This window comes from Methanofollis tationis, from assembly GCF_013377755.1.
GTDB lineage: Archaea > Halobacteriota > Methanomicrobia > Methanomicrobiales > Methanofollaceae > Methanofollis > Methanofollis tationis.
The window spans coordinates 388,058-403,438 of the sequence record NZ_JABXWR010000001.1 but is presented as its reverse complement, the minus strand read 5'-3'; the positions used below and the strand labels follow the sequence as shown (position 1 = coordinate 403,438).

General features: G+C 59.5%; 14 protein-coding genes. 7 read left to right on the top strand and 7 right to left on the bottom strand.

What is annotated here, in order from left to right:
• Positions 1-37 precede the first annotated feature (37 nt).
• The 3 genes from carA (at position 38) to HWN36_RS02075 (ending at position 5,636) form a co-directional block, all read left to right on the top strand.
• A complete protein-coding gene (gene carA / locus HWN36_RS02085) occupies positions 38-1,093 on the top strand; it encodes a glutamine-hydrolyzing carbamoyl-phosphate synthase small subunit (protein ID WP_176787802.1) in 1,056 nt (351 codons plus the stop codon).
• The gene (gene carB, locus HWN36_RS02080; protein ID WP_176787793.1) at positions 1,093-4,260 is read left to right on the top strand and encodes a carbamoyl-phosphate synthase large subunit; all 3,168 of its coding nucleotides are present in this window, start codon (positions 1,093-1,095) and stop codon (positions 4,258-4,260) included. Before carA ends, carB begins: the two co-directional genes overlap by 1 nt.
• Before the next feature lie 188 nt (positions 4,261-4,448).
• On the top strand, positions 4,449-5,636 hold the full coding sequence (locus tag HWN36_RS02075; RefSeq protein WP_176787787.1) for an argininosuccinate synthase: 1,188 nt from the start codon (positions 4,449-4,451) through the stop codon (positions 5,634-5,636).
• Positions 5,637-6,197: 561 nt separating this feature from the next.
• Here the strand turns inward: HWN36_RS02075 and HWN36_RS02070 are convergent.
• Positions 6,198-6,602 carry a pyridoxamine 5'-phosphate oxidase family protein gene (locus tag HWN36_RS02070; RefSeq protein WP_048104066.1) on the bottom strand — a complete coding sequence of 135 codons (405 nt, stop codon included), beginning with the start codon at positions 6,600-6,602 and terminating at the stop codon, positions 6,198-6,200.
• A gap of 60 nt (positions 6,603-6,662) precedes the next feature.
• Here HWN36_RS02070 and HWN36_RS02065 point away from each other — a divergent pair, with 60 nt between their 5' ends.
• A complete protein-coding gene (locus tag HWN36_RS02065; protein WP_246269821.1) occupies positions 6,663-6,977 on the top strand; it encodes a sll1863 family stress response protein in 315 nt (104 codons plus the stop codon).
• 87 nt (positions 6,978-7,064) lie between these two features.
• Here the strand turns inward: HWN36_RS02065 and HWN36_RS02060 are convergent, their stop codons facing one another.
• Positions 7,065-7,481 carry a pyridoxamine 5'-phosphate oxidase family protein gene (locus HWN36_RS02060; protein WP_176787786.1) on the bottom strand — a complete coding sequence of 139 codons (417 nt, stop codon included), beginning with the start codon at positions 7,479-7,481 and terminating at the stop codon, positions 7,065-7,067.
• A gap of 224 nt (positions 7,482-7,705) precedes the next feature.
• On the opposite strand from HWN36_RS02060, the gene HWN36_RS02055 reads away from it, so the two are divergent.
• Positions 7,706-9,208, top strand: a complete 1,503-nt coding sequence (locus tag HWN36_RS02055; RefSeq protein WP_176787785.1) for a methanogenesis marker 14 protein — start codon at positions 7,706-7,708, stop codon at positions 9,206-9,208.
• Positions 9,209-9,216: 8 nt separating this feature from the next.
• Positions 9,217-9,456 carry a hypothetical protein gene (locus HWN36_RS02050; protein WP_176787784.1) on the top strand — a complete coding sequence of 80 codons (240 nt, stop codon included), beginning with the start codon at positions 9,217-9,219 and terminating at the stop codon, positions 9,454-9,456.
• A gap of 24 nt (positions 9,457-9,480) precedes the next feature.
• Here HWN36_RS02050 and argF read toward each other — a convergent pair whose 3' ends face one another.
• The 4 genes from argF to HWN36_RS02030 are packed head-to-tail and all read right to left on the bottom strand — an operon-like array spanning position 9,481 to position 12,713.
• The gene (argF, locus tag HWN36_RS02045; protein WP_176787783.1) at positions 9,481-10,389 is read right to left on the bottom strand and encodes an ornithine carbamoyltransferase; all 909 of its coding nucleotides are present in this window, start codon (positions 10,387-10,389) and stop codon (positions 9,481-9,483) included.
• Positions 10,386-11,678 (bottom strand): phosphoribosylamine--glycine ligase, encoded by a 1,293-nt coding sequence (purD, locus tag HWN36_RS02040; RefSeq protein WP_176787782.1) that lies wholly within the window; start codon positions 11,676-11,678, stop codon positions 10,386-10,388. The genes argF and purD overlap by 4 nt, the downstream gene beginning before the upstream one ends.
• Before the next feature lie 28 nt (positions 11,679-11,706).
• Positions 11,707-12,219, bottom strand: coding sequence for an orotate phosphoribosyltransferase (pyrE, locus tag HWN36_RS02035; RefSeq protein WP_176787780.1), 513 nt, complete (start codon positions 12,217-12,219; stop codon positions 11,707-11,709).
• Positions 12,213-12,713 carry a CDP-2,3-bis-(O-geranylgeranyl)-sn-glycerol synthase gene (locus HWN36_RS02030; RefSeq protein WP_218133179.1) on the bottom strand — a complete coding sequence of 167 codons (501 nt, stop codon included), beginning with the start codon at positions 12,711-12,713 and terminating at the stop codon, positions 12,213-12,215. The genes pyrE and HWN36_RS02030 overlap by 7 nt, the downstream gene beginning before the upstream one ends.
• A gap of 172 nt (positions 12,714-12,885) precedes the next feature.
• Here HWN36_RS02030 and tes point away from each other — a divergent pair, with 172 nt between their 5' ends.
• Entirely contained in the window at positions 12,886-14,358 is a 1,473-nt protein-coding gene (gene tes / locus HWN36_RS02025; protein ID WP_176787777.1) for a tetraether lipid synthase Tes, read from the top strand.
• Between the two features lies 1 nt (position 14,359).
• Here the strand turns inward: tes and HWN36_RS02020 are convergent, their stop codons facing one another.
• Positions 14,360-15,295 carry an ornithine cyclodeaminase family protein gene (locus HWN36_RS02020; protein WP_176787775.1) on the bottom strand — a complete coding sequence of 312 codons (936 nt, stop codon included), beginning with the start codon at positions 15,293-15,295 and terminating at the stop codon, positions 14,360-14,362.
• Positions 15,296-15,381 lie beyond the last annotated feature (86 nt).

Genomic DNA, 15,381 nt, shown 5'->3' with positions numbered 1-15,381 from the left:
GTTAAAAAGGTTCGTAGCGCAATAACTATGGTAATTCATGAAGGCGGTTCTGGGTCTTGAAGACGGCGAATTTATTGTGGGAGAAGGGTTCGGTGCTGAAGGGTCCAGTTCCGGAGAACTGGTCTTTTCCACCCAGATGACCGGATACATGGAGGCGCTCACCGACCCCAGTTACGCGGGTCAGCTCCTCATGTTCACCTTCCCGCTTATCGGCAATTATGGCGTAGACGGACAGAATTTTCAAAGTCCGATGGTGCATGCCCTCGGCTGTGTTGCCCGGGAGGTGTGCACCACACCATCGGCAAATCCATCAATCATCGACTTTTTTGAGAAAAACGGGCTTTTGGGGATATCGGGCGTCGACACCAGGAAGCTCACCATCAAGACACGAGAGCACGGCACGATGCGCGCGGCGCTCATCGTCGGCAGCGACGACGGTGAGGAGGCGGTGCGCATGGCCCGCGCCGTTCAGAACATCAGCGAGCAGGACCTGATCGCGCAGGTCTCGTGCAAGGAGTCCTACCGCATCCCCGGGAAGGGCAAGAGGATCGCCGTGATAGACCTCGGGATCAAGAAGAACATCGCAATCAGCCTGCGCAGGCGCGGGGCCGACCTGCACATCTTCCCGCACAATGCAAAGCCTTCGGAGATCGAATCCTACGAGCCCGAGGCAATATTCATCACCAACGGCCCGGGCGATCCCAAACGCGCCACCGACGCCATCGCCGCGGCAAAACACTTCATCGGCAAACTGCCGGTCTTCGGGATCTGCATGGGCAACCAGATCTGCGCCCTCGCCCTCGGCGGCGAGACCTATAAGATGAAGTTCGGCCACCGCGGCTCCAACCAGCCGGTGCGCCACACCGACGGGCAGATCTACATCACCACCCAGAACCACGGTTTTGCAGTGGACGGCAACTCCCTCCCCGAGGGCTGCACGGTCGCCTACACCAACGTGAACGACGGCAGTGTCGAAGGGTTCTGCAACGACGACCTCAATGTCCTCTGCGTCCAGTTCCATCCAGAGGCGCACGGCGGCCCGCACGACACCGAACGACACATATTCAACGAAATGTACAGGAGGATTGCCTGATGCCGAAAAACCCCCGTATCAAAAAGGCGCTGATCATCGGATCAGGCCCCATCCAGATCGGGCAGGCCGCCGAGTTCGACTTCTCGGGCTCACAGGCCTGCCGCGCCCTGCGTGAAGAGGGCGTCGAGGTGGTGCTGGTCAACTCCAACCCCGCCACGATCCAGACCGACCCCGAGATGGCCGACCGGATCTATATCGAGCCCATCAACGCCGGGATCATCGCGAAGATCATCGAAAAAGAGCGGCCCGACGGCATCCTCTCCGGCATGGGGGGCCAGACCGGCCTGAACATGACCGCAGAACTCGCCGAGATGGGGGCGCTCAAGGACGTCGAGATCCTGGGCACACCCTTGGAAGCGATCTACCAGGGCGAGGACCGGGAGAAGTTCAAGGACCTGATGACCGCGATTGGTGAACCCGTCCCGAAGAGCATGATCCTCGAACATATCGAGGACCTGGACCGTGCCCTCGAACTGGTCGGGCTGCCTGCGATCATCAGGCCGGCATACACCCTCGGCGGGGCCGGCGGCGGGATCGCCCACACCCCCGAAGAGTTAAAGCGCATCGTCGATGTGGGCCTCAACCGCTCGCGCATCCACCAGGTGCTCATCGAAGAGAGCGTCATGGGCTGGAAGGAGATCGAGTTCGAAGTGATGCGCGACGCCGCTGACACCTGTCTCATCGTCTGCGGCATGGAGAACGTCGACCCGATGGGCGTCCACACCGGCGAGAGCGTCGTCGTCGCCCCGATCCTGACCCTGCGCGACGACGAGTTCCAGATGATGCGCTCGGCGGCGATCAAGATCATCAGGGCGCTCGACGTCCAGGGCGGCTGCAATATCCAGTTCGCCTTCAAGGACGGCGACTACCGCGTCATCGAGGTGAACCCGCGGGTCTCTCGCTCCTCGGCCCTCGCCTCGAAGGCAACCGGCTACCCGATCGCACGGGTCGCCGCGAAGATCGCCATCGGTCTTCGTCTCGACGAGATCACAAATACCGTCACCGGCAAGACGCCGGCCTCCTTCGAGCCGGCGATCGACTACGTCGTCGTCAAGGTGCCACGCTGGCCCTTTGACAAGTTCAAGACCGCCGACCGGACCCTGACGACAGCCATGAAGTCCACCGGCGAGGTGATGGCGATCGGCCGGACCATCGAAGAGGCCTTCAAAAAGGCGCTCCGCTCCCTGGACAACGACCAGCGCGAGCACACCAACCTCAACGAGATCAGGATGATCCTGACAAGCCCGACCGACGAACGGTTCGGCTGCCTCTTCGACGCCTTCAGACAGGGAATGACCGTCGACGAGATCGCCGGGATGACGAAAATCACCCCCTTCTTCCTGGAGAAGATCCGGCACATCGTCGAGATCGAGAAAAAGCTCAGGGAGAACTGCGAGGAGGGCGACATCAGGACGGCCAAACGCTTCGGCTTCTCCACGACGGAGATCGTCGAACTCACCGGCCTTTCGGCGGATGAGATCGACCGGCAGGGCGGGAAAGTGACCTACAAGATGGTCGACACCTGCGCCGCCGAGTTCCCGGCAAACACCCCCTATCTCTACTCCACCATGGAAGACGAGAACGAGGACGTGCACGACGATCGCCGGAAGGTGCTCATCCTCGGTTCGGGCCCGATCAGGATCGGGCAGGGGATCGAGTTCGACTACTGCACCGTCCACGCCGTGAAGGCGGCGCGGGAAGAGGGCGTGCTCGTCCACATCGTCAACAACAACCCCGAAACCGTCTCTACCGACTTCGACACCTCCGACCTCCTCTTCTTCGAGCCGATGCAGCTCGAAGACGTCATGAACATCCTGAAAAACGACGAGTATTACGGCGTGATGGTCCAGTTCGGCGGGCAGAACTCGGTCAACCTCGCCATCCCGATCGAGAACGAGATCAGGAGGCTCGGGCTTCCGACCCGGATCCTGGGGACGTCGCCGGACGCCATGGACGTCGCTGAGGACCGGGACCGCTTCAGCGTCCTCCTGGACCGGCTCGGCATACCCTCGGCACCGAACAGTTCGGCATATTCCGAGGACCAGGCCAGGGCCATTGCCGAGGAGATCGGCTACCCCGTGCTCGTCAGGCCCAGTTACGTCCTCGGCGGCAGGGCGATGGAGATCGTCCACGACCAGGTGGAACTGGAGGGATATATGAAGGAGGCGGTGAGGGTCTCGCGGCAGCACCCGGTGCTCATCGACCGGTTCCTCCAGGACGCCTACGAGCTCGACGTCGACGCCGTCTGCGACGGTGAAGAGGTGCTCATCGGCGGGGTCATGGAGCATATCGAGGAGGCCGGCGTCCACTCGGGCGACTCGGCCTGCGTCATCCCCACCCAGTCCCTCTCGGCGTCGGTGATCGAGCGGGTGAAAAACTACACCCGGCAGATCGCCATCGAGATGGGCGTGGTCGGGCTGATCAACATCCAGCTCGCGGTGAAAGACGATATCGTCTACGTGCTCGAAGCAAACCCGCGGGCGAGCCGCACCGTTCCCTTCGTCTCGAAGGCGACCGGCATCCCGCTCGCAAAGGTCGCCGCCAGGGTGATGATGGGACGCAAACTCTCCGAACTCGGCTACCAGGAGAAGACCTTGAAGCACGTCGCCGTCAAGGAGGTGCTCCTCCCCTTCAACAAACTGCCGGGCGTCGACACCGTCCTCGGCCCTGAGATGAAGAGCACCGGCGAGGTAATGGGCATCGACTACGACTTCGGCCGGGCCTATTACAAGGCATGCCTTGCGGCCGACAACGACCTCCCGCTCGAGGGGAGCGTCTTCATCTCGGTCCCTGACGAGCAGAAGGAGGCGATCGTCCCGATCGCACGGAAACTCAGCGATCTCGGCCTCGTCCTCTATGGCACCGGCGGCACGGCTGAGTGCCTCCTCCAGGCCGGCATCGACATGAAGATGGTCAGGAAGGTCCAGGAGGGATCCCCGAACGTCATCGACATGATGCGCAAAGGCGAGATCAGCCTGATCATCAACACGCCCTCGGACAAGCAGTCCAGGCAGGACCACTACCAGATCATGCGGGTCGCCGTGGACTACTCGGTACCCTACATCACCACCCTCTCCGCGGCCGAAGCTGCGGCCGGGGCGATCGAGGTGATGAAGCACGAGGAGATCACCATCGAGCCGCTGAGCCATTACCACGCCGGGCTCTGAACCGGCCATCCTCTTCGTTTTTCTTCGATGCAGGGCCGAAATCCCGGCGGCGCCGAGCGGGACGATGAAACCGGGCCCGGGCCCTGCACCACCTTTTATGGTATGAATGCAATATCTGTACCGTCATACAGGAGGGCCGGCCGGACAAGGACCGCCGGATCCTCTCAATAACAGAGGGAGCATCACCCATGGGAAAAGGAAAAATTGTACTCGCCTACTCGGGCGGCCTTGACACCTCGATCTGCATCCCGCTCCTCAAGGAGCACTACGGTTACGACGAAGTGGTCACCGTCGTCGTCGACGTCGGTCAGCCCGCTCACGAGATCGAAGAAGGGGCAAAGAAGGGCGAACGGCTTGCCGACCGCCACTACACGGTGGACGCGAAGGACGCCTTTGTTCGGGAGCACATCTTCCGTGCGATCAAGGCGAACGGGAGTTACGAAGGTTACCCGATGGGCACCGCCCTCGCCCGCCCCCTGATCGCCGAGGAGATCGTCGCCATCGCAAAGAAAGAGGGAGCGACGGCAATCGCCCACGGCTGCACCGGCAAGGGCAACGACCAGCTCCGCTTCGATTTCATCTTCCGTGCGAACGGGTTCGAGGTCGTCGCCCCGATCAGGGAGATGAACCTCGCCCGCGAGTGGGAGATCGAGTACGCCGAGAAGCACGGCGTACCGGTCCCGGTGAAGAAAGAGAAGCCCTGGTCCATCGACGAGAACTTCTGGTCCCGGAGCATTGAAGGCGGAAAACTCGAGGACCCCGCATACCACCCGCCCGAGGAGATCTTTGCCTGGACCCTATCTGCACAGGACGCACCCGCAGAGCCCGAAACCGTCACGATCGGCTTTGAGCAGGGTGTCCCGGTATCCCTCAACGGGAAGAGGATGGAAGGCGGCGACCTGATCCAGGAACTCAACGCCATCGCCGGGCGCCATGGTGTCGGCAGGAACGACATGATCGAGGACCGCATCCTCGGCCTCAAGGCCCGCGAGAACTACGAGCACCCGGCCGCAACCGTCATTCTCACGGCCCACCGCGACCTCGAACAGCTGGTGCTCACCAGGGGAGAACTCTCCTTCAAGCACATCGTGGACGAGAAGTGGTCAGAACTCGCTTACATGGGCCTGGTCCACGAGCCCCTCTATGCCGCCCTCAACGCCTTCATCGACACCACGCAGGAGCGGGTCACAGGCTCGGTGGACTGCGTCCTCTTCAAGGGAAGCGTCCATGTCGCCGGGCGGAGTTCGCCGATGGCCCTCTATTCGAGCGACCTCGTCTCCTTCGACTCCCACACCATCGACCAGTGCGATGCGGTCGGGGTCTCAAAGTACTTCGGGATGCAGGCGCGCCTTCTCAAGCAGATCAGAAAAGAATAAACTTTTTTTGTGGCGGGGTCACGGTGGAGGAGGGAACGTTTCCCACCGCCCTGACATAACTCCCCCCCTTCGTCTGTACTTCCCGGGCAGACCCCGGATGGCGGGGATTCGCACATGAAAGAAGACATGCGAAGTATCCGGGAACGATTGCATCGATGAAAGGACGGTAGATCGGCATGCCGGTGGCGGGGGCCTGCCGCCCCCCGGTCCCCCCGCCCATTGCGGGGGGAAGATGGCGTGGTTCATTCTGGCTCCTGTGCTGCCTTCCCGGCCCAATCGCGCGCGGGGGTCCGGGGGCAGAGCCCCCGGCGGGCAGCGTGGGGAAGGCGGGTGATCGGCATGCCGATTGCAATTGGGAGGGGACGAAGCCGGGCAGATCTGAATTCCGGCCCCTGCCTTCCACGCAAATCGGCAAGAAGGATCCGATCCTCATGAGATAGCAGGCCTATCTGTTCAGCATGATGTCATGGATCTCTCCAGGGTCCCGACCTAGGGCAAACTCCTCTGGTGACGTCAACAACATGGTCCCAGAACCCCAAAAAAAGAGGGAAAGAAGAGATATTACAGGAGTCTATCGCCAGCCCCGGCGCCGGGCGCACACGAATACACATCGGTGATCGTGATCCTGATCAGCGACTTTGCCGGGTACTTATCGGACTTCGCCTTCACGTCCGCACGCATCTTCTCGTACTCGGGCCCGGCGGTGAGGATCTCGACGTCGCCCTTGATCTGGATGCACCCTTTCGTCTCAGGCCCCCAGATATAGATCGCTGCCCGCGGGTTCTCCTGCATATTCGCAAGGCTCTTGTTCATGTAGTTGTCTGCAACCCAGATCGTCCGGTCGTCGATGAGCCATACCGATTTCATCGGGGCGACGTTTGGAACGCCGTCCTTCGAGGCGGTCGCGAGCGGATAGACCGGGGCCTTTGCAAACATCTCTTTCATCTCAGGCGTCAGTTCTGCCATGGTGATCATCACAAAATACAACGCCCTGATAAAAAATACTGCCGGGCAGGAGGTAATTTTATGATGTCATACGCACCTCATTCAGCCATGACCAACGTCGATCCCTATATCACCATGATTAAAGCGAAGATCGAGGAGCTGGATGCCGAGCTCAACGTGATCAAAGCAAAGGCAAAAGGCAGGGGCGCCGAGGCCGAGATCCAGCTCAACGAGATCGCCTCTGAATATGCCGGGAAACGGGATGAAATGGAGAGAAAGGTGAAAGACCTCCAGGCATCAGGCGGAAGCGCCATGCAGGACATGAAAGAAGGGGCCGGGCGGGCGCTCGACGAACTCACCGCAGCGCTTGAAAAGGCGAAGTCACGATTCTCCTGAACCCTCCTCCCTCATCAGGGCGGAAAAAAAGGCGAGGTCTCCAGGAGCGGAGCAGTTCCTTCTGTGGTCTGCCCCCTCTCCTCAGGTTCACTGCCCCATCATCGGAATGCGGTCGCCCGCACCGGGCCCGGGCGTGCAGGAGAACACTTCGGTGATCGCGACGACGATCAGGCTCTTTGCCGGGGCCTGCGACATCTTGGCAAGGACGATCTCCCGCATCTTCTGGAAGTCCTCCCCCTCGGTCACGATCGAGACGTCGCCCTTGATCTGGAAACACCCCTTCGTCTCCGGCCCCCAGACATAGATCGCAGCCTTCGGGTTTTCCCTGAGGTTCGCGAGACTCTTTTTCATAAAATTGTCGGCGATCCAGATCGTATCGTCGCCCACAAGCATGCAGAACCCGATCGGCACAACATTCGGAATGCCGTCCTTCGAAGCGGTCGCAACGGGAAATACCCTGACCGACGAAAAGGCGGCCTTCATCTCTTCTGTGAGTTTGACCATGGTAATCAGATACCTTTGCATCCCGCAATATATACCTGTGCGTCACACACCAAAAAAGGCCTCAATTAGGAGATACCGGAACATCACCGGAGATGATGGGGTGAAAGACCCCTGCAGGAGCGTATCACACGGCAATGCAGGAACCTGCACCGCCATCCTTTCCTGAGGGAGGAGGAAATGGGAAGATAGAAAGGTATAAAGTATTCAGGGGGTGAGATTGGTATATGTGCGCCAGTTTTATGGACCGCTTTTTCAAACCGAAGCCGTATATCGTTGAAAGTGTTCCCCCACCATCAATCAGCCACGGCGCAGGGATGGTGATCCCCGAATATAAGGTGAAGCCGTACTTCATCGTTGCATCGGTCGAGATGGGAAATACCACGACAAAGTGCATCCTCACCGGCACAAACCTGGAAACAGGCCACACCTATATCATCAACAAGACGGTGAAGATGAGCCGGGACGTCCGAGCGCCAAAACCCGGCGAAGAGGTCTTCGGTGAGACGCTCGACGGCACGCAGCTCACCAAGGAGTCGGTCACCGAACTTGTCAGGGACACGCTGATCCAGTGCCACAAGGATGTGGGCCTCTCAATCCAGACCGATCTCGATTTCGTGGTCAGGAGCACCGGCGTCGTTGCCGCCATGGACTCTCCCGATCAGGTCGGCGATTTCGTCATCGCCCTTGCAAACGGCTGTCTTGCTGCCGGTGTGCCGCCAAAGAAGATGACGCCGCCCATGTCCAAGGAGAACCTCACGAAAAAACTCCAGGCCCACAGTTTCGCGGACAAAGTGGTCTTTGTCGGGGCGGTTGCGGGCGTTATCCCGCCACTGGGAAGTTCAGGTGTGGAGATGGTCGCAAACGAGATGGAGGGCGAACTTGCGATGGCCGGGATCAAAGAAGGCGCAAAGGGCACCCCGGTGGACTTTCGCAATCCCTGCATCTCCATCGACTTCGGCACCACCCTTGACGGCAGGATCACCTCTGACGTCCCGGCCGGCGATCCAAACCCCTTCGCCAAGACGATCGGAAACTTCTGCGGTCTTGCCGGCGCAGTTCCCGACGCCATTGTCAGGGGGACCGGACAGGTCGAGGGGCGGACCGGCACGGCCCTGGACATGTTCGGCGACCAGAGCGTCACCGAGGGGCTTTCACGGATCGGCAGATCGGCGTCGATCATCGAGGATTATGTCAGGCGCATCCACAGCCACATCGATATCGGCATCGTACCGCCTGACCGGGAGCGCTTCGGTCGTGTGCCGGTCAGTTCAAAGGTCGCCCACGATTCCGGCGTCGCCCTGATCGGCTGCGACGTGGGCGTGAACGGGAGCGAAACCGGAGAACTCAATACCATCGGTGCCGAAATATATGAGAAGTACGGCAGGGGCGTGCTTGTGGACGTGATCGACCATGTCTGCGCAGAGATGGCCCTCCGTCTCATAGATATAGCATCCGACCATGGCATGGTCCCTGAAAATTCGTCCATCGGTTTCACCGGGAGAGCGGCAATCTCAGGTCGCAAACCTCAGTATATCCTCGACGGCATTGCAAAGCGGGGCTATTACAAAGATCCGCAGAACCATGTCGTCTTTGTGGACGACGGCCTCGCACGGGGCGCCGCCCTGATGGGGAGGTGCATGAACTCCCTTGGAAAACCGAAAAATCCGCTCGGAGGCGTACGCGGCGGCCCATGCATCATGGCCAGACGGATAAAAATTGGCAAGTGAGGAAGCATATGGCAGAAGAAGAAGAGTTATTTGATCTGGTGATCCCGCCGGGCGTGCCGAGAAGCGTTATCAGGGCCATCATCCAGAAATATGACGTAGAACTGGTGGAACGAAGCCAGCCGCTCTATTATGCAAATATGAGCGGTGACGTCCGGGATCTCCTCGCCTTCAGGGGCAAAAAAGAGGTGGTCCTGGAGGCCGAAAAAGAGATGCGCACCCTTGTCCTTGCGTTTATCGGCGAGGACTGACCTTTTTTTCTCTCCAAAAAAATATTAGTGGAGCAGCCGCACAAGAAGGGCTTTCTGGGCGTGGAGCCGATTCTCGGCCTGGTCCCAGACGACGCTCTGCGGCCCTTCGATCACCTCGTCGGTGATCTCCTCGCCGCGGTGTGCAGGGAGGCAGTGCATCACGATGGCGTCGGGTTCGGCACGGTTCACGATCTCGGTGGTGATCGTATAACCCTGGAAGGCACGCAGCCGCGCCTCGCGCTCGGCTTCGTTGCCCATCGAAACCCAGACATCGGTATAGAGAGCATGGGCCCCATCGGCGGCCTCTTCGGCCGTTTTACAGAAGGTCAGATGGGCCCCGTGGGAAAGGGCCTCCTCAACGATCCGTTGCGGGGGCTGATAGCCTGGCGGGCAGGCGACACGCAGGTCAAGGCCGGTATGGGCCGAGGCCATCAGAAGCGTGTTGCAGACATTGTTCCCGTCACCTATCCAGGCGAGCCGCAGATCCTTCAGGGATGAGAAATGTTCCTTCAGGGTCATGAGGTCGGCGAGCACCTGGCAGGGATGGGCGATATCTGAGAGCCCGTTGATCACCGGTACAGATGCATATCGCGCGAATTCCTCGATGGTCGTGTGTTTGTACGCCCTGATCATCACCGCCGAGACATAGCGGGAGAGCACCCGCGCCGTGTCCCGCGCCAGTTCGCCGCGGCCGATCTGCAGATCGCTCGGGTTGAGAAAGAGGGCATGTCCCCCGAGGTCGTGCATGCCCGCCTCAAAGGAGACACGGGTCCGGGTGGAGGCCTTCTCGAATATCATGCCGAGGCTTTTGCCCTGCAGAAGGGCATGAGAGCGCCCTTCCCTGCGCAGGGCCTTGAGCCGCTCGGCCTCGGCAAGAAGCGCCTCAAGTTCGCCTGCATCTACATCCAGAAGTGTAAGAAAATCCTTCTTCATCGTATTTCCTTCATATGTTTGATCCGTTTGTCAAGGAGGGCAGGTTTGCCGATGTCGTGCCGGTACCATACGCCTCCTCTCACCGATGCCGCCGCCCGCTCGGCAGTCTCCTCGGCCTCTGCAAGGGAGTCGCCAAGCCCGACAAACGCCATCGTTCTTGACTGAAGGGTCACCATCCGGCCGTCCTTCTCCCCGACATTCGCATAGTAGAGGATAGCGTCGCCATAGTCCCCGACGGCGATCGGCGCCCCTGACACCGGGGCGTCCGGATACCCTTCGGGAACGAGATATTTGCAGACCGTCGCTTTCGGCGCAAACTGCACGTGGGCCCTGGAGAGGCTGCCCTCGACGATCCTGCAGAGAATTGCGGCAAAATCGCTCTCCAGAAGCGAAAGAACATTCATCGCCTCGGGATCGCCGAACCGGGAGTTGAACTCCACAACCTTCGGGCCGTCCCGCGTATTCATGAATTGACCATACAGGATCCCGCGGTAGGGCTGCCCCTCGACGGCCATCGCCGCCACCGTTCCCCGCATGATCTCGAGGGCAGCCTCGTAATCGGCATGCGTGACAAATGGGAGGAGATGATCTTCGAGGGAGTAGGTGCCCATGCCGCCGGTATTCGGGCCGGTGTCCCCCTCAAAGGCGCGTTTGTGGTCCTGGACCAGGGGCATCGGCACCAGATGGTTGCCGTCGACAAAGGCCTGAAGGGTGAACTCCTCGCCGATGAGCCGTTCCTCAAGAACGACACCACCGTCAAGGGTCCTGGCATACGCCTTCGCCCCTTCGCGGTCGACCTGCTCGCCCATGATCCTGACGCCCTTGCCGCCGGTGAGGCCGATCGGCTTTACAGCAAGGTCGCCGTCATAAGCGTCGATATAGTCGCAGGCGGCAGCGGTGTCATGGAAGACCCGGTAATGGGGGCGACCGGGAATCCCGTGCCGTTCCATCATATCCCTGCAGAACGCCTTGTCGGTCTCGAGGCGTGCGGCCAGACGGGTGGGGCCGACACAGGGGATGCCCTGCTGCTGGAGAGCATCGGCGATACCTGCCTCAAGGGGCGCCTCAGGGCCGATGATCGCGCAGTCCACGCCACATTCACGGGCAAAATCAGCGACTTTTTCGACACGGGTCTCTTTTTCTATGAGGTGACGCTTCGAAAGAGCGGCAATACCCGGGTTTTTTCTGGCCATTACCGAAAAAATCGTGGCTTCACTGTTGCAGGAGAGGGCACGGGCTATGGCGTGTTCCCTGCCTCCTCCGCCCACAACAAGAATCTTCATGTCCATAATTATATGCCTCTCCTAAATAAATTGGTTACAGGTTCATTATCTCCGATACCGTCGCCAGGGGAATAAGGGAGAGCCCTTCACCTGCAAAAACCTCAGTCGCGCCGCTTTCACGGTCCACAACCACACCGACGGCGACGACCTCGGCCCCGGCGTCCCTGAGGGCGCGGGCACCATAGAGGGCCGAACCGCCTGAGGTTGTGACATCTTCGACGAGGAGAACCGCCTTTCCCTTTACGTCACCGATAATGACGCCGCTTTTTCCATGGGCCTTCTCCTCCTTTCTGATGATCGCATAGGGTTTTCCCGCTGCGAGAGAGGTTGCGACCGCCAGGGGCACTGCCCCGACGGCGACGCCGGCCACCACATCGAAGGTAAACCGGCCTGCAAACTCCCTGCCGATCCGGCCGAGAAGGGCGGGATCCGTAATCGCCGTCTTGATATCCAGATAGTACGTGCTTCTTGCCCCTGAGGCAAGAACAAAGTCCCCGAACTCGATTGCCCCGTGGTCCTTGAGCAGTGATGCAATTGATGCTACCATGGTACGTCTTTAACTCCTGCAAAATATCCGATGATGTTCGCGGCACGGTGGAGAAGAGGGGTGATGATGATGATCCAGAGCAGGATCAGGAGGGTGAGGTTCTGGAAAAGCCATCCAGGCTGGAACACGGCCGCGAGCGCAAATGCTCCGATGACAAGATCATACTGGTCAAAAATACGCCATTCTTCGCCGCGGTCCATCCCGAGCCGCCGCTTGAAAAAGCTCTTTGCCATGTCGCCGAGAAGCGCCCCTGCCGAGAAGAGAACAACAGAAACGACGGTATGTTGGGGGAGAAATGCAAATCCCGGGGTACCCTGGACCCATATCTGGAGAAGTCCGACGGCGATCCCGGCGGCAACGCCGGCGAAAAAACCCCGGAACGTTTTTCCATCGCCCAGGATCCGCCGACCGTCCAGCCAGTTCTTCCCGAAATCAACCGGAGCGCCTCCGCCACATGCCGCAGCCACAGGATTTGGCACATAGGCCGGCATCATGATCCAGATCGCCGCAATAAGGGCAGAGAACACCGAGACGATACTATTAATACTAATCCCCTCTATTCCTACTTAAGTTTAAATTTCAGACAGGCAAACACTGTGATAATCTGCAAAGATTCAGGTACCAATATATGAAACGCTATTGTATAGAGATGCCGGTGGATGAGATATGCTTCTAAAAAAAACCCGGGGCCTTTGCCCCATCTGTAGAAAAGTTCTCGATGCCGAGATATTTGAGGAGGATGGGAAAGTATGGATCAGACGTACCTGTCCGGAACATGGGGAAGCAAAAAATCTGTACTGGTCAGATGCAGAGATGTACAGGCGGTTTGATGCCTTCGAGAGGATCGGTACCGGCGTTGCAAACCCGCAGCGGGATGCGACCACCGACGCCTGCCCGACGGCATGCGGCCTCTGTTCAAACCACCGTTCAGGGACGCTTCTCGCAAACATCGACCTTACAAACCGTTGCAACCTTAACTGCTCTTTTTGCTTTGCTAATGCCCGGGCCTGCGGTTTTGTCTATGAACCCTCGTTCGATCAGATCGTCGAGATGATGGCGATGCTCAGGAACGAAAAACCTGTCCCGCCACCGGCCGTCCAGTTTTCAGGCGGCGAGCCCACGATGCGCGACGACCTCGTCGAGATCATCAAAAAGGCAAAGGAACTGGGTTTCTCCCAGGTGCAGGTCGCCACCAACGGGATAAAAATCGCAAAAGATCCTCAATATGTCCAGAAACTGAAGGATGCCGGACTGAGCACCATCTATCTCCACTTCGACGGCGTGACCGAGGAGACGAACCCCATCCTCCAGACGAGCCAGAAAGTTGTGGAATATTGTGAGAAAACCGGCATGGGCGTGGTGCTCGTCCCGACGGTGATCAACGGCCAGAACGACCATGAGGTCGGGGCCATCCTGAAGTACGCGGCCGAGCATATCAAGGTGGTGCGGGGCGTCAATTTCCAGCCCGTCTCATTCACCGGTGCCGCTTCTGAGGAGAACCTCAAACAGGAACGGGTGACCATCCCTGATCTTGCCGATCGGATCGAAGAGCAGACCGGCGGGATCATCAAGAAAGAATATTTCTACCCGGTTCCCTGTGTGATGCCCATCTCAGACCTCGTTGAGGCCTATACCGGCAAACCGGTTGTGCGGTTCACCACCCACCAGCACTGCGGGGCAGCGACCTACGTCTTCGTCACCGAGAAGGGACTGGTGCCGATCAACGAGATGGTCGACGTCGACGGTTTCTTCGACGCCATCGGGAAAATGACCGAGACGATGAAAAACGGCGGCACCATCAACAAATACCGGGCCCTGCTCGAAGGTGTGAAGGACATGGGCCTCTCCGCAGCGAAGGGCGATCATGCGAACGGGAGCCAGTTCTATAAACTCCTCGGAAAAACGCTGATCTCCCAGAATTTCGATGCGCTGAGAGACTTCCACTGGAACGCCCTGTTCATCGGGACGATGCACTTCATGGACAACTACAACTACGATCTCTCCCGCGTGCAGCGCTGCTGCATTCACTATGCCACGCCAGACGGGCGGATCATCCCCTTCTGCACCTATAACTCAGGTCCGGTCTACCGCGAACAGGTCTGGAAAAAGTTCGCGCGGGACCGGGTACAAAAAGAGTGAGTCAGGGGAAGGGGAGATCGATGTATTCTCCCCGTCCCATGACGAGGGAGGCGATCGCGAGGTCCTGGATCGCAAGGCCCGTCGAGTCAAAGATGGTGATCTCATCCTGGCTCTCCCTTTTTTTTCTGCCGCAGACGACGTCGCCGAGCGTGCCCGCGATCTGATCGGCCCGAAAGAGCCCCTGTGAGAACGGAAGATTGATCTCACCGGAATGAAGCGCCTGTTCGGGATCGTCAACAAAAACACGGCCCCGCACCAGGAGAGCAGGGTCGAGTTCCTCTTTTCCCGGGGCATCGGCGCCGATGGCGTTGATATGCGTCCCCTTCTGCACCCACTCAGACCTGATCAGGGGCGTCCTGGAGGGAGTCGTCGTCACGATCACATCGGCGTTGCAGGCAGACTCGACCGATCCTGCCCGGCACCCGATCTCCCCGAACTGCCCGCAGAACTCCACGGCATTCTCTGCTGTACGGCTCCAGACCAGGATCTCCTCGATCTCCAGCACGTCGGCGATGGCATGTACCTGTGCGATTGCCTGCCGGCCGCTGCCGACCACACCGAGGGCGATACGCTTTTTCCGTGAGAGATACTGTGCGGCAACGGCCCCGGCGGCGCCGGTCCGCAGATCGGTGAGTTCAGTCGCATTCAGGACGGCCTGCGGCATCCCGGTATCGATATCAAGGATTATGGTGAGGGCCATCACCGTCGGCAACCCGGACCGCGGGTTTTCCGGGTGAACATTCACGATCTTCACACCGGCGATCCCCATCGACGGGAGATATGCGGGCATGGTCCGAAAGTCGCCCTTCGGAAGGGTCACATACACCTTCGGCGGCATCTGGACCTGGCCTTCCCCGTACTCCCTGAACGCCGCTTCGACCGCATGGTTGACCTCGTGGGGAGAGGGAAGACCGATCTTTCCGGGATAATAGCGCATGTGCGGATCATCGACACGCGAGAATAAAAACCATTATGACCGGCTTATCCTGCCCGGCACCCGGATTCTGGAAGAACGAGTATCTG

What these genes read in the sequence shown, in the direction of transcription:
- purD (WP_176787782.1), bottom strand. Translation starts at nt 11,678, where the DNA reads ATGGACATGAAGATTCTTGTTGTGGGCGGAGGAGGCAGGGAACACGCC.
- HWN36_RS02030 (WP_218133179.1), bottom strand. Translation starts at nt 12,713, where the DNA reads ATGATGCCGGCCTATGTGCCAAATCCTGTGGCTGCGGCATGTGGCGGA.
- carB (WP_176787793.1), top strand. Translation starts at nt 1,093, where the DNA reads ATGCCGAAAAACCCCCGTATCAAAAAGGCGCTGATCATCGGATCAGGC.
- HWN36_RS02050 (WP_176787784.1), top strand. Translation starts at nt 9,217, where the DNA reads ATGGCAGAAGAAGAAGAGTTATTTGATCTGGTGATCCCGCCGGGCGTG.
- HWN36_RS02075 (WP_176787787.1), top strand. Translation starts at nt 4,449, where the DNA reads ATGGGAAAAGGAAAAATTGTACTCGCCTACTCGGGCGGCCTTGACACC.
- HWN36_RS02055 (WP_176787785.1), top strand. Translation starts at nt 7,706, where the DNA reads ATGTGCGCCAGTTTTATGGACCGCTTTTTCAAACCGAAGCCGTATATC.
- HWN36_RS02065 (WP_246269821.1), top strand. Translation starts at nt 6,663, where the DNA reads ATGATGTCATACGCACCTCATTCAGCCATGACCAACGTCGATCCCTAT.
- HWN36_RS02060 (WP_176787786.1), bottom strand. Translation starts at nt 7,481, where the DNA reads ATGGTCAAACTCACAGAAGAGATGAAGGCCGCCTTTTCGTCGGTCAGG.
- tes (WP_176787777.1), top strand. Translation starts at nt 12,886, where the DNA reads ATGCTTCTAAAAAAAACCCGGGGCCTTTGCCCCATCTGTAGAAAAGTT.
- HWN36_RS02070 (WP_048104066.1), bottom strand. Translation starts at nt 6,602, where the DNA reads ATGGCAGAACTGACGCCTGAGATGAAAGAGATGTTTGCAAAGGCCCCG.
- carA (WP_176787802.1), top strand. Translation starts at nt 38, where the DNA reads ATGAAGGCGGTTCTGGGTCTTGAAGACGGCGAATTTATTGTGGGAGAA.
- argF (WP_176787783.1), bottom strand. Translation starts at nt 10,389, where the DNA reads ATGAAGAAGGATTTTCTTACACTTCTGGATGTAGATGCAGGCGAACTT.
- HWN36_RS02020 (WP_176787775.1), bottom strand. Translation starts at nt 15,295, where the DNA reads ATGCGCTATTATCCCGGAAAGATCGGTCTTCCCTCTCCCCACGAGGTC.
- pyrE (WP_176787780.1), bottom strand. Translation starts at nt 12,219, where the DNA reads ATGGTAGCATCAATTGCATCACTGCTCAAGGACCACGGGGCAATCGAG.